Origin of the sequence: Streptomyces sp. NPDC021020 (assembly GCF_044333285.1) — a bacterium.
Lineage (GTDB): Bacteria > Actinomycetota > Actinomycetes > Streptomycetales > Streptomycetaceae > Actinacidiphila.
In genome coordinates this window covers 156,496-169,606 of the sequence record NZ_JBIRQQ010000004.1, presented here as the reverse complement: position 1 = coordinate 169,606, position 13,111 = coordinate 156,496, and the positions used below count along the sequence as shown (strand labels likewise).

Here is a 13,111-nt window from a genome sequence, read left to right as displayed (position 1 = left end):
GCCGGCCCCGTCCTTCCGGAGGTACGCCACCGCATGGCCACGACGGCAGAGCACCTGTCCGCGGCCCCGGGGCCGCCCGCCCCCGTACCCGTACCCGCCCCCGACGCCGACGCCCCCGACCCGGCTCCTGACCCCGCCCCCGTACCCGCCCCCGACGCCCTCGACACGACCTCCGACCCCGGGCCCGTCCCCTTCCCGCACCGCATCAGCCCGGATTTCGACGCCGCCCGCGACCGTCACCTGCGCTGGCCGGAGTCTTTCGGCTTCCTGGCCTCCGCGGACGCGCGGGCCCACCATCTGAAGGGGCAGTTCCCGCTGATCGCGGCCATGTTCTACCCGAACGCGACCGGCCGCGAACTCGACCTGGGCGTTGACCAGCAGAGCTGGTATTTCCTCTTCGACGACGCGCTCGACGAGCAGTGGGGCGGCTCGCCCGAGCGGGTCCGGCACCTCGTCGGGCTCGTCGCGGAGGGCACCGGCGGCGAGGCGTCCCCGCTGCCGCTGGCGGCCGCCTTCGCCGACATGCGGCGCCGCAGCTGCCAGGGCATGCCCGAGGACTGGGTCCGGCGGTCGGCGGCGCACTGGTCCTCCTACCTCGACCACCATGTCCACGAGGCCCGCAGCCGGCAGTCCGGCACTCCCCTGCCGCTGAGCGCGTACCTGCGCGTGCGGCGCCACACCATCGGCGTGGCACCGGTCATCGACCTCGCCGAGCGGCTGTCGTCGTGCGTCCTGCCGGACCGGCTGTACGCGCTGCCGCATCTGTCGGTCATGCGCGAGATGGCCAAGACCTTCGTCATCTGCGACAACGACATCGTCTCCCTCGGCAAGGACACGGCGCTGGGCGAGCAGAACAACCTGGTGCTCTGCCTGGAACGCGACCACGGCCTGACCCGCCGGGAGGCGGTCGGCGAGGCCGTGCGCCGCCGGGCCGAGGCCCTGGAGCTTTTCACCGGCGCGCAGCGGTCGCTGCTCGGCGCCACGGCGGGCGGACGCCCGGCCCCGGCCGACGACCGCGATCTGCTCCAGCGCTACTGCACCGAGGTCTTGCAGACCACCGTCCGCGGCGCCTACGACTGGCACCACACCTCCACCCGCTATCGCGACGAGGGCCCGCCGTCCGGATCGCCGTTTCCACGCCCCACGACCGGTTCCCCCGGGACCGGCGCACCAGCTGAGGAGCAAGCACCATGACCCAGCCCCGCTCGGTGGCCTTCGTGGCCTCGGAACGCGACGGCGTCTGCCCGTTCGACCCGTCGCAGGACCTGCGCAGGATGCGCGAGACGGACGGCCTGCCGCGGATGCGCGTCGTCCACCCGGTGCTCGGCGAGGTCGAGGCCGCCGTCGTCACCCGCTACGACGACGTACGGGCCGCCTTCGCCCACCCCCGCCTGGTCACGGGCAACGGCATCGACCCGGACCAGCCGCGCACCCTCTACAACCAGCCGGGCTTCCTGCTCGCCTACAGCGGGGCGGAGCACGCCCGGCTGCGCCGGATGCTCACCGGCAGTTTCACCCTCCGCCAGGTGGAGCGGCTGCGCCCGGCGATGGAGGCGATCATCGACGAGCACCTCGACGCCATGGCCGAACGGGGGCCGGTCGCCGACCTGGTGGCGGACTTCGCCCTGCCCATCCCGTCGCTGGCCATCTGCGAACTGCTCGAAGTCCCGTACTCGACGCGGTCGATGTTCCAGCGCTGCTCCCAGGTGATCATGAGCGGGACCACCTCCGCCGACGAGGTGCTCGCCGCCTCGACGGAGCTGCACGAGGCGCTGGCGGACGTCGTCGCCCGGCACCGGGAGGCGCCCGGGGAGGGGGTGCTCGGCACGGTGGTGCGCAAGCACGGCGCCGAGCTGACCGACGAGGAGCTGATCGGCTTCGGCACCACGCTGCTGATCGGCGGGCACGAGACCACGGCGACCCAGCTCGCGCTGAGCGTGCTGGCCCTGCTGCGCAACCCCGAGCAGCTCGCCGCCCTCCGCGACGACCCCGACGTCACCGCCACGGCCGTCGAGGAGCTGCTGCGCCACCTCGCCATCCCGGCGCCGGTGCCGCGCATGGCCATGGCCGACGTCGAGATCAACGGCCAGCCGATCGCCGCGGGCGAGTACGTCCTGATGTCCGCGCTGACCGCGAACCGCGACCCCGCGTTCGTCCCCCGGGACCCCGACGCACTCGACCTGCGCCGCCGCCCGGTCACCCAGCTCTCCTTCGGCTTCGGCGTCCACCAGTGCCTCGGCCAGCAACTGGCCCGGATGGAGCTGAAGGCCGCCCTCCCCGCCCTCCTGCGCCGCTTCCCCACCCTCCGCCTCGCCGTCCCGGAGAGCGCCCTGCGCTACCGCACGGGCTCCACGGTCTTCGGCGTCGAGGAGCTGCCGGTCACCTGGTGACGGGGGCCGGGCGACGGGCGACGGCTACTGCTGCGCGGGCAGCGCCGGTTCGGGGAGGGGGCGGGTGAGGAGCCAGCCGAGGGCGGGGAGGGCGATCAGCGGGAGCAGGGCCGTACGCAGGGACGTGGCGTCGGCCAGCGCGCCCACCGCCGGGCTCAGCACGCCGCCGACGCTGACCGCCAGGCCCAGCGTCACGCCGCTCGCGGTGCCGACACGGGAGGGGAGGTAGTCCTGGCCCAGGGTCACCTGGAGGGAGAAGGGGACGTAGAGGCCCGCGGAGGCGAGGGCGACGAAGAGGTAGAGGGCCGGGCCCGGGACGAGCACGACGCCCGCGACCGCGGCGATGCTCGCGACGTACGACCAGCGCACGACCCGTACCCGCGTCCAGCGGGCGGCGAGGGCGCTGCCCAGCACCGTGCCCACCGCACCGCCGAGGTAGAGGACGAACAGGGCCGCGGCTCCGGCCGCCGTACCGCCGCCCGTGCGCTGGCGCGCGTAGAGGGAGATGAAGCTGCCGAGGACGACGAAGACGACCGACCGGCACACGATCGCGAGCGTCAGGCGGACGAAGGAGCGGCGGTCGTCGGGGCGCTCGTCGGCCTTGGCCGTACGCGTCCCGGGCCCCTCCGCGGCGGCGGACCCGCGGCGTACGGCGAGCAGCGCGAGCACCGCGCCCACCGCGGCGGGCAGCACCAGCACCGGTGTCGCGCCCAGGCCGCCCGCCCCGATCACCGGCGTGACCAGCAGCGGCGCGAGGGCGAAGCCGATGTTGCCGCCGAGCGAGAACCAGCCCATCGCGGTGTGGCTGCCGCGGCTCGCGATGCGCGCGACCCGCGCCGACTCCGGGTGGTACGCGGCGATCCCGACCCCCGCGATCGCGACGCACAGCAGCGTCAGCGGGTACGAGTTGCCGACGCCGCTGAACGCGATCCCGATCCCGCACAGCGCGGTGCTCAGCGGCAGCAGCCACGGCATGCTCCGCCGGTCGGTGAGCGCGCCGAACGCGGGCTGCACGAGCGAGGAGAGCAGCGACGCGGCGAGCACCACACCGGACGCGGCGGCGTAGGTGTAGTTGCGGTCCGCGACGAAGAAGGGGACGAGCGCGGACACGGCCCCCTGGTAGACGTCCACGCACGCGTGCCCGACGGACAGCGTCAGGATCGCCCGCCGCTGCTTCCGGTCCGCGGACGGCGGAGAGCCCGGCGGCGGAGAGCCCGGCGGCGGGGCGGGGGCGAGGGTTTCCGGGGACGGGCCGACAGGCTGTGAGGTGGTCATGACGTCGATCGTGGCCCGCGCGGCGAGGTCACCGCTTCCGGCAGAATGCCGAGTCCTGTCGAAAAACCGCCACCTCGGCGCGGGCGGCCTGCTGCGGGTCCGGGCCCGCCGCACCGCCGCGTACAGTGCCGCCCGTGCCGAAAGTCCCCCGCCCGTCCGTGACGCCGCCCGAGACGACCGTCGCGCCCGCCACCTCGATGCGGCCGCTCACCGCCGGGGAGGAGATCGACGCGCACGTGCACCGCGCGCACCAGATCCACTACGCGGGCCGCGGTGTGCTGACCGTCACCACGGACGCGGGTACGTGGATCGCGCCCGGCAACCGCGCGCTGTGGGTCCCGGCGGGGACCGCGCACTCGCACCGGGCGCACGGGCGCCTGGACCTGCACACCATCGGGCTGCCCGCGTCCGTCAACCCGCTCGGGCTGGACGCGCCCGCGGCCCTGACGGTCGGGCCGCTGCTGCGCGAGCTGATCCTCGCCTACACGCGCGAGGACGAGCCGGTCGCGGGGGCCGAGCGGCGGCGGATGCGGGCGGTCCTGCTGGACCAGTTGCGCGCCTCGCCCCAGCAGCCGATGCATCTGCCGATGCCGTCGGACCCGCGGCTGGCCGCGGTCTGCGCGCTGCTGCGGCGCGACCCGGCGGACGGCCGCCCGCTCGCCGCTTTCGGCGCCGCGGTCGGCGCCGGGGAGCGCACCCTGAGCAGGCTCTTCCGGGACGAGCTGGGCATGACCTTCCCGCAGTGGCGCACCCAACTGCGGCTCTACCACGCCCTGGTGCTGCTCAGCGAGGACGTGCCCGTCACGGCGGTCGCCGCGCGCTGCGGCTGGTCCTCGCCGAGCGCCTTCATCGACGTCTACCGGCGGGCGTTCGGCCGGACGCCGGGGAGCCGGACGCCCGGGAGCCGCCCGCGAGGGTGAGCCGCGCCCCCAAGCGGCGCCGGACCGCCGCCGGGCCCCGCCCGATCCGCCCTTCGGGCGGAATTCCGCGGAATTCACCGGTTGGGCCGCACCCGTCTCCCGCACCCTCCACCCCCGCCCTGCTCTTCTCGTAACGAACCGTCACCGTTCGTACAGGGAGTAGTCGATGAGACGTCAGTTGTGGCCGGTCAAGGGGCCGGACGGTCCCGGTACCGGCCGGGCCGGGCGGGGCCGCCCCGGTGGGGGCGTGCGGCGCCGGGCCGGGTGGGTGGCGGTCTCGGCCGCCTCGCTCGTCCTGACGGCCGGTCAGGGCCTCGCCCTGTCCGCCCCCGCCCCCGCCCTCGCGGCCACCCCCGCCGCCACCCCCGGTGCCTCCGCCGCGGTGGCCGCGCTGCCCCCGTGGGACTGCCCGGACACCTTCGCGGGCTACACCTTCGACAGCGTGCCGATCCTCAACCGGGCCCTGATCCAGATCCAGCGCGTCGATCCCGCCACCGGTGACGTGTCCGGCGCCGGGGTGACCTCGGTCCCGCTCGACGCGGTGGGCCACAACCCCCTCGACGACTACTTCTACGGCGTCGCCGCGGGCTCGGGCACCGTCTACCGGATCGGCCGGGACGGCGCCCTCGCGGCCCTCGGCGTGACGCTGCCGCTCTCCCCCGTCGCGGGCGACATCGACACCGCGGGGCACTGGTGGGTCGTGGACGCCACCGGCCGCGTCGCGGAGGTCGACCTCGCGCCCGGCTCGGGTACGTACGGCCAGGTCCTCCGGCAGGGCGTGTTCGACACCTCCGCGCTCCAGGTCCCCGGCGACTGGTCGTACATCGAGAACGGCCCGGCGGGCACCGGCCTGTACGGGCTCAGCCGCACCACCGCCGCCGGGCAGCCCGCCCACCTGGTGTTCGTCGACACCGGCAACCTGACGGACCACGACCTCGGCCCGGTGACCGGCGGCTACCCCGCCACGGCCTTCACCGCGACCTTCACCGACGGCACGTACCTCTACGCCTCGTCCGGCACCGAGGTCTTCCGGGTCGACCTGAACGCGCGCGACGCCCGGCCGGTCGCCGCGGTCAGCCCCGCCCCCGCGGACGGCGCGCAGTGCGCGCGCCTCGGCGTCCCGACCCGGCTGGCGGTCACCAAGACCGTGGACCGCCGCAACGACCCGGGCGACCAGTTCAAGATCGGCGTCTTCGACGAGGACGGCAACCTGCTGACCTCGGCGACGACCCAGGACGGCGAGGACAGCGTCACCACCCCGCCGGTCGACGTGGTGCCCGGCCGGACGTACCACCTGTTCGACCATCTGACGAACGACTACCTGCCGCCGCGCCCGGAGTTCTACCACTCCGACGCCTTCTGCACGGACGCCGAGGGCCACCCGCTGCCCCTGCAGGGCGGGCCCGGCGACTGGACCTTCCAGGCGGTGCGCACGGGCGAGATCCGCTGCGAGATCAAGAACGCCGGAGTCGGCCACACCGACCTGCAACTGGTCAAGGAGGTGGTGAACGGCCCCGGCGGCACCGTGGGCGACACCGTCCACTACCGCTTCCACGTGATCAACACCGGCACCACCACGCTCCAGCACGTCACCGTGGACGACCCGCGGCTCGGCGCGCACTTCGACTGCGGCGGCCCGGTGCCCGCGGGCGCCGCGCTCTTCTGCGGCGACTTCCTCTACGTGATCTCCCCCTCGGACGCCGCGGACGGGATCATCGTCAACACCGCCCACGCGCACGGCGAGGACGCCTTCGGCACCCCGGCCGACGCGGAGGACACCGCGGCCGTCCCGGTCTACCGCCCGACGCCGGGGCTGAGCATCACCAAGAGCGCCGAGCCCACCGACATCGACGCGGCGGGCGACCGGGTGACGTACCACTTCCAGGTGCGCAACACCGGCCAGGCCGTCCTGCACGACGTGAAGGTCACCGACCGGTATTTCACCGGCACCGGCGGCTTCCCCGCCGTCCAGTGCCCGACCGACACGCTCCTGCCGGGCGACGTGACGGACTGCACCGCCGTGTACACGGCCACGCAGGAGGACATCGACTCCGGGCAGATCACCAACAGCGCGGGCGCCACCGCCGTCAGCGAGCTGGGCGACCACGTCGAGGCGGGCCCGGCCGACGCCGAGGTGGCCACCCACCCGCGGCCGGGCGTGACGCTCACCAAGACCGCGGAGCCCGGCACGGTCGACCACGCGGGCCAGCCCGTCCGCTACACGTACACCGTCGAGAACACCGGCAACACCACGCTGCACAGCGTGGAGGTCACCGACCCCGGCTTCGACGGCCACGGCTCCCTGGAACCGCTGGACTGCGGCGACCGGGACCACACCCTGCTGCCCGGCGGCAGGGTCACCTGCACCGTCGTCTACGAGGTCACGCAGCAGGACATCGACGCGGGCGCCCTCCACAACACCGGCCAGGTCTCGGCCTACACGCCGGACGGCACCGAGCTGACGGACACCGACGCGCAGACCGTCGAGGCCGCCCGCACCGGGGGCCTGAGCCTGGTGAAGTCCGCCGAGCCGGACGCGCCCGCGGACTTCACCGCCGGGCAGGTGGTGACGTACTTCTACGAGGTCCTCAACACCGGCAACACCACGGTGGACGACATCGCGATCGACGAGACGCGGTTCACCGGCAACGGCACGAAGGGCGACGTGACGTGCCCCGAGGCGTCGCTGCCGCCGGGTGGCCGCGAGGTGTGCCGCGCGACGTACACGCTGACCGCGGAGGACATCGCGCAGGGCAGCGTCGCCAACACCGCGCACGCCACCGGCACCGGCCCCGGCGGGGCGCTCGCGTCCGGGGACAGCTCGGTCGTGCTGGAGGGACCGCCCGCCAACCCGGGCCTGGAGCTGGACAAGTCGGTCGCCCCGGCCTCCGTCGGCGCCGCCGGTCAGCAGGTGACGTACAGCTTCCACGTCACCAACACCGGCAACACCGCGCTGCACGGGCTGCACATCACCGAGGACTTCTTCGGCGGCACGGGCGGCCCGCTCGACATCAGCTGCCCGGTCGACACGCTCGCCTCCGGGAGCGGGACCACCTGCACGGCGACCTACACCGTGACGCAGGCCGACATCGACGCGGGCTCGGTGGCCAACACCGCGACCGCGGGCGCCCTCGACCCGGGCGGCGCGGACGTCGACTCCGGGCAGAGCAGCGCCGAGCTGACCACCGCCGGTACGGGCGCGCTGCACCTGGACAAGACCGCCGCGCCCACCCGGGTGTGGGCGGCCGGTGACCAGGTCGGCTACGAGTTCACCCTCACCAACACCGGCACCGCCACGCTCGTTGCCCCGGACGTCGTCGAGACGTCCTTCAGCGGCAGCGGCACCCCGCTCGCCGCGTCCTGCCCCGAGGAGCCGATCGCTCCCGGCGACAGCGTCCTGTGCACGGCCGCGTACACCGTTACCGACGCGGACGTCACGGCCGGGCGGATCACCAACACCGCCCGCGCCACGGCCGCGCGCGCCGACGACGGCACCGCCGTCACCTCGAACGAGGACAGCGCGGCGGTGACCGTGAACCGCTCCGGGCTGAGCATCGACAAGTCCGTCCGCCCGTCGGAGGCCGCCGCGGGCGACACCGTGACGTACTCCTTCAAGGTCACCAACACCGGCAACACGCCGGTGCACGACCTGGCGATCGCCGAGGACGCCTTCGGCGGCAGCACCGGACTCCCGCCCGCCACCTGCCCGGTGGACGAGCTGGCGGCCGGGGCCACCACGACCTGCACCGCCACCTACACGGTGACGGACGCGGACGCCGCCGCCGGGCACGTCGACAACACCGCGCACGCCACCGCCGTCAACGGCGCGGGCGCGCAGGTCGCCTCCGGCACCGACTCCGCCCGCCTCACCACCACGTCCGAGCCGCAGACGGGCTCGCTGAAGCTGGTGAAGAAGGCCGAGGTCGAGCACAAGGGCAACTCCGGCTACGGCGACGGCGGTTCGGGCGGCAAGGACGACACCGCCCGGCCCGGCGACGTCGTCCACTGGACGCTGACGGTCACCAACACGGGCGGCACCACGCTGCACGACGTCACGGTCGACGACCCGACCGCGGGCGAGATCAGCTGCCCGAAGTCGACGCTCGCCCCCGGCGAGTCCATGACCTGCACGGCGCCCCCGTACACGGTCACCGAGCAGGACGCGGAGAACGGCTGCGTCTCGGACACCGCCACCGCCACCGGGCTGACGCCCGACGGTACGAAGGTCACCTCCCCGAAGGCCAGCGCCTCGGTCACGGTGACGTCCTCCGGCGGCAAGGACTGGTAGCACCCACCCGCACGACCGGGCGGCCCGCTCCCCACCGGGGGGCGGGCCGCCCGCCGTTCCGGCCGGGTGGCGGGGCTCAGACCAGGTGGCGGGCCAGGAAGCGGGCCGCGTCCGCCGGTTCGTCCGCCGGGAGCGGCGCGGAGTGCGGGCCCGGGTGGGCGTGCAGGGACTTGTCCGCCGAGCCGAACGCGTCGAAGAGCGCCAGCCCCTGCGCGCGCGGCACGCGCTCGTCGTCCCACGCGAGCAGGAAGCGCACGGGTACGGTGATCCGCCCCGCCGCCTCCGCGAGCGCCCGCGCCCCGCTCAGCCCCAGCACCGCCGCCCGCACCCGCGGTTCGGCGGCGACGAAGGGCACGCCGAGCCCGCAGCCCAGCGACACCCCCCAGTAGCCCACCGGCCCCGCCCCGACGTCCGGCAGCCTCTGGAGCGCGTCCAGCACCGCCCGCCACTCCGGCACGGTGCGCCGGGCGGCCAGCGCCTGGAAGTCCGCGATCAGCGGGTACGGCTCCGCGCCCGCCGCGATCCGCTGCCCGTTCGCCGAGGCGATCGCGTCCAGCTCCTGATCGGTGGGCCGCTCCCCGTGCCCGGGCACGTCGACGGCGGCGACGGCGAAGCCGCACTCGCGGACGAAGTGCTCCGCCCGGACGGTGACGAGGGGGGCCTCCTTGTGCTGCCCGCCCCCGTGCCCGACGAGCACGAGCGGCCGGGTGCCGGGCCCCGCGCCGTCGGGGGTCCACAGGACGCCGGGGATGTCACCGAGGAGGAAATGCCTGGTCCGGACGCCGTCGGCGGCCGACGACTCCGGACGGGAAGTGAAACGCATGGCGCTCACGCCTTTCGGGATGCCTTACGCGCGGTGCGCGTACGCGGGCGCTCCCTCAGCCATGCGCGAGGAGAGGGCGGGCCCGACCTGTCGTTGTGCTGATCGGTCTCACCTCCCCTGGTCGTCGCCGGTGCACGGCGCCGCCGACCGTAGCACGGCGGGCGGCGGGCGGTCACTGGCCCGTCGTGCCGTCGGCCATCTCGCGGAGGATGTCGAGGTGGCCGTTGTGGCGGGCGGTCTCCTCGACGAGGTGCATCAGGATCCAGCGGAGGTTGACGTGGCTGCCGTCGCGGATGGGGCGCTTGGCGAGGTCGTCGAGGGAGTGGGCGGCGGCGGTCGCGCGGTGGCGGGCGGAGTCGGCGGCGTAGGCGGCGAGGACGTCGGCGAGGGGGAGGGCGAGGTCGGCGGTGAACTCGCGGTCGGGGTCCTCGTCGGTCCAGGGGCCGCGGTCCTCCCCGCCGAGGAAGATCACGTCGAACCACCAGTGCTCCACCCAGCGCAGGTGGTTGATCACACCGGAGAGCGTCATGAGCGGGGAGCCGGGCAGCGGGGCGCCGCGGCCGTGCTCGTCGCTGGCGCCCTCGCACTTCTCGCGGGCGGTGTCGCGGGTGTAGTCGAGGAAGGTGGTGAGCGTGGTGAGCTCGTCGCCGGTGGGCGGCAGGTCTGTTCTGGTCATGGGAGGGCATGATCCGCGATTCGCGGGTCCGCGTCGACCGTATTCCCTGCCCGCGGCCGCGCGTGTCGCCCATGGCACCATCGAAGCTGCGGCGCCGCGCCGCCCCGTCCCCTTCCCGAGGAAGCCGAGCCGCCGCCATGCCGCTGCAGATCAGGGCCTTCGACGCCGACCACCCTTCCGCCCTGCTCGACCTGGAGTGGCATCTGCCGCTGGAGCAGTGGTCGGACAAGTCGCTCGTCGCACTGCCGCGCGGCATCTCCCGGCACGTGGTGCGCTTCGCCCGGGCCGGGGACGAGGTCGTCGCGGTCAAGGAGGTCAGCGAGTGGGCGGCGGTCCGCGAGTACGGGCTGCTGCGCGACCTGGACCGGCTCGGCATACCCGGGGTCGACCCGATCGCGGTCGTCACCGGCCGGGAGGCCGCGGACGGCACCCCGCTGGAGCCCGCGCTCGTCACCCGGCATCTGAACGGCTCGCTGCCCTACCGCTCGATGTTCGAGACGACGATGCGGCCCAGCACCGTCAACCGGCTGCTGGACGCGCTCGCGGTGCTGCTCGTGCGGCTGCACCTGGTGGGTTTCGCCTGGGGCGACTGCTCCCTGTCCAACACCCTCTTCCGGCGGGACGCGGGCGCCTTCGCCGCCTACCTGGTGGACGCCGAGACGGGGCAGATCCAGCCGGAGCTGAGCGCCGGGCAGCGCGACTACGACATCGACCTGGCCCGCGTGAACATCGCCGGTGAACTGATGGACCTGGAGGCGGGCGGCTCGCTGCACCCGGCGGTCGACCCGGTGACCTTCGCCGAGGCCATCTGCTCGCGCTACAACGACCTGTGGCACGAGCTGACCCGGCAGTCCGTCTACCCGGCGGACAAGCGGCAGTACATCGACCGCCGGATACGCCGCCTCAACGACCTGGGCTTCGACGTCGCCGAGATGCAGATCCAGCGCTCCCCCGCGGGCGACACCATCACCTTCCTGCCCAAGGTCGTCGACGCCGGCCACCACCAGCGGCAGCTGCTGCGGCTGACCGGTATGGACACCGAGGAGAACCAGGCCCGCAGCCTGCTCAACGACCTGGAGTCCTGGATGACCACCCAGGACGACTACGCGCCCGGCGACCCTCTCGGCGCCCGGCCCGAGGTGCTGGCGCACCGCTGGGTGCGGCAGGTCTTCCGGCCCGCGGTGCGGCTCATCCCGGTGGAGCTGCGGCGCAGCCTGGACCCGGCGCAGATCTACCACGAGCTGCTGGAGCACCGCTGGTACATGTCGGAGGAGGCCGGCGAGGACGTCGGCCTGGAGGCGGCCGTCGAGTCGTACATCGCGAACATCCTGCCGCTCGTGCCCGACCCGACCGCGATCGTGCCCGAGGTGGAGTGAGCCGGCGCCGTCACGTCAGCCGCAGCGCCGCCTCCCGGACCGCGAGGGTGTCCGCGCGCACCTCGCGCAGGCCCGGCAGCGGCCAGATGCCGCGGCGCGGGGCGGGCGGGCCGCCGTCCGACCCGGCGCTCCAGGCGATGCTGCGCGTCCACGCCCGCAACTGCTCGCGGAAGCCCGTCACGGCGGGCCCGGAGCGGTGCGTGGTGCGGGTCGCGGCGCCGGTGTCCGGCTCCCAGGTGTCGATGTGCAGCGTCGCGCCCTCGTCGCGGGCGTAGGGCGAGGGCAGGCTGAGGGTGGCGACGGAGTCGGTGCCGGTGAATTCGATCGTCTCGCGGTAGCGGTGGTGCTCGGGCAGCCGCAGATGGCTGACCTCGACGAGCAGCTCGTCGTCCGGCCGCCAGCGGCAGCTCACCGCGCTGCCGCCGGCCCACTGCACGCTGTGCTCCAGCGACCCGTGCAGCGTGCGCCCGGTTCCCTCCAGCGCGGCGTGCACGATGTTGACCTGGTGGATGAGCGAGCCGCCCAGGCCCCGGGCGTAGACCTCGGCCTGGGTGCCGCTCGCGCCGGGGCCGAGGGCGCGGGCGAGCGCCTCCCGGGCCGGGGGCGGCTGCGGGCCGTAGGGCGGGGCGGGGTACGGCACGAGGTGGTCGACCAGGTGCGGGGCGTTGGGGTCGTGGATGTCGACGCTGATCCGGCGGGCGGTGGCGGCGTTGTCCCGGCAGTGCTCGACGAAGAGCTGCACGACGGGGTCGTGCCGCTTCATGTAGCCGGCGGTGACGGGCACACCGGTGCGCCGCTCGGCGGCGATCAGCTCGTCGATCTCCGCGAGGTCCAGGCTCACCGGCTTCTCGCACAGCACCGGCAGCCCCGCCTCCAGGCAGCCGGTCACCGCGTCGCGGTGCGTCCACCACGGTGAGAGCACCAGCGCGGCCTGCGCCCCGGCCCACACCGCCTCCTCGGCGCTCGTGCACACCGCGACCCGGTCGAATCCCGCCATCAGTGCCGCGCGGTGCGCCGGGTCCGGGTCGATCACGGCCGCGGGCCGGATCAGCTGCGGCAGGTCGCGCATCTCGCGCAGATGCGCGGCGTGCGCGACCTTCCCGGCCCCGATGACGACGACCGGGACCTGCGCACGGCCCGGTCCGCCCGCTCCGGCGGGCCCGCTGCGCTGTTCGTCGGCGGTCTCCGCCGGCGGCCCCTGCCGCCCCGTGTGACGCATCGTGCTCATCCTTTCGCCCGGCCGGCACTCGTTCCTACCAGGAAACGTGGCGCGACCGCGACGCCGGGGTGTCCGAACCGTGATCTCACCCCTGGCAAGGGGCCCATCCATTGCTAGAGTCGGTATAGGGTGCGGTTGCCACCT

Annotated in this window: 9 protein-coding genes; 5 read left to right on the top strand and 4 right to left on the bottom strand. The window is 74.5% G+C overall.

The window, feature by feature from the left end; all coding sequences use genetic code 11:
- Positions 1-33: 33 nt before the first annotated feature.
- Both ACH4SL_RS12725 and ACH4SL_RS12720 read left to right on the top strand, forming a co-directional pair.
- Entirely contained in the window at positions 34-1,194 is a 1,161-nt protein-coding gene (locus ACH4SL_RS12725; protein WP_398444390.1) for a pentalenene synthase, read from the top strand.
- Positions 1,191-2,390, top strand: a complete 1,200-nt coding sequence (locus tag ACH4SL_RS12720) for a cytochrome P450 (RefSeq protein ID WP_398444388.1) — start codon at positions 1,191-1,193, stop codon at positions 2,388-2,390. The genes ACH4SL_RS12725 and ACH4SL_RS12720 overlap by 4 nt, the downstream gene beginning before the upstream one ends.
- Positions 2,391-2,414: 24 nt before the next feature.
- Here the strand turns inward: ACH4SL_RS12720 and ACH4SL_RS12715 are convergent, their stop codons facing one another.
- Positions 2,415-3,665 carry an MFS transporter gene (locus ACH4SL_RS12715; RefSeq protein ID WP_398444386.1) on the bottom strand — a complete coding sequence of 417 codons (1,251 nt, stop codon included), beginning with the start codon at positions 3,663-3,665 and terminating at the stop codon, positions 2,415-2,417.
- 134 nt (positions 3,666-3,799) lie between these two features.
- Between ACH4SL_RS12715 and ACH4SL_RS12710 the strand changes: the two genes are divergently transcribed.
- Positions 3,800-4,585, top strand: coding sequence for an AraC family transcriptional regulator (locus tag ACH4SL_RS12710; RefSeq protein ID WP_398444383.1), 786 nt, complete (start codon positions 3,800-3,802; stop codon positions 4,583-4,585).
- A 166-nt stretch (positions 4,586-4,751) separates the two neighbouring features.
- The gene (locus ACH4SL_RS12705; protein WP_398444381.1) at positions 4,752-8,873 is read left to right on the top strand and encodes a hypothetical protein; all 4,122 of its coding nucleotides are present in this window, start codon (positions 4,752-4,754) and stop codon (positions 8,871-8,873) included.
- Positions 8,874-8,949: 76 nt separating this feature from the next.
- On the opposite strand, the gene ACH4SL_RS12700 is transcribed toward ACH4SL_RS12705, so the two are convergent.
- Both ACH4SL_RS12700 and ACH4SL_RS12695 read right to left on the bottom strand, forming a co-directional pair.
- Entirely contained in the window at positions 8,950-9,696 is a 747-nt protein-coding gene (locus tag ACH4SL_RS12700; RefSeq protein ID WP_398444379.1) for a dienelactone hydrolase family protein, read from the bottom strand.
- Between the two features lie 172 nt (positions 9,697-9,868).
- Positions 9,869-10,372: a DinB family protein gene (locus ACH4SL_RS12695; protein WP_398444377.1), complete on the bottom strand. Its 504-nt coding sequence runs from the start codon at positions 10,370-10,372 to the stop codon at positions 9,869-9,871.
- A gap of 137 nt (positions 10,373-10,509) precedes the next feature.
- Here ACH4SL_RS12695 and ACH4SL_RS12690 point away from each other — a divergent pair, with 137 nt between their 5' ends.
- Positions 10,510-11,748 (top strand): DUF4032 domain-containing protein, encoded by a 1,239-nt coding sequence (locus tag ACH4SL_RS12690; RefSeq protein ID WP_398444375.1) that lies wholly within the window; start codon positions 10,510-10,512, stop codon positions 11,746-11,748.
- A gap of 10 nt (positions 11,749-11,758) precedes the next feature.
- On the opposite strand, the gene ACH4SL_RS12685 is transcribed toward ACH4SL_RS12690, so the two are convergent.
- Positions 11,759-12,967, bottom strand: a complete 1,209-nt coding sequence (locus ACH4SL_RS12685; RefSeq protein ID WP_398444373.1) for a Gfo/Idh/MocA family protein — start codon at positions 12,965-12,967, stop codon at positions 11,759-11,761.
- Positions 12,968-13,111: the final 144 nt, after the last annotated feature.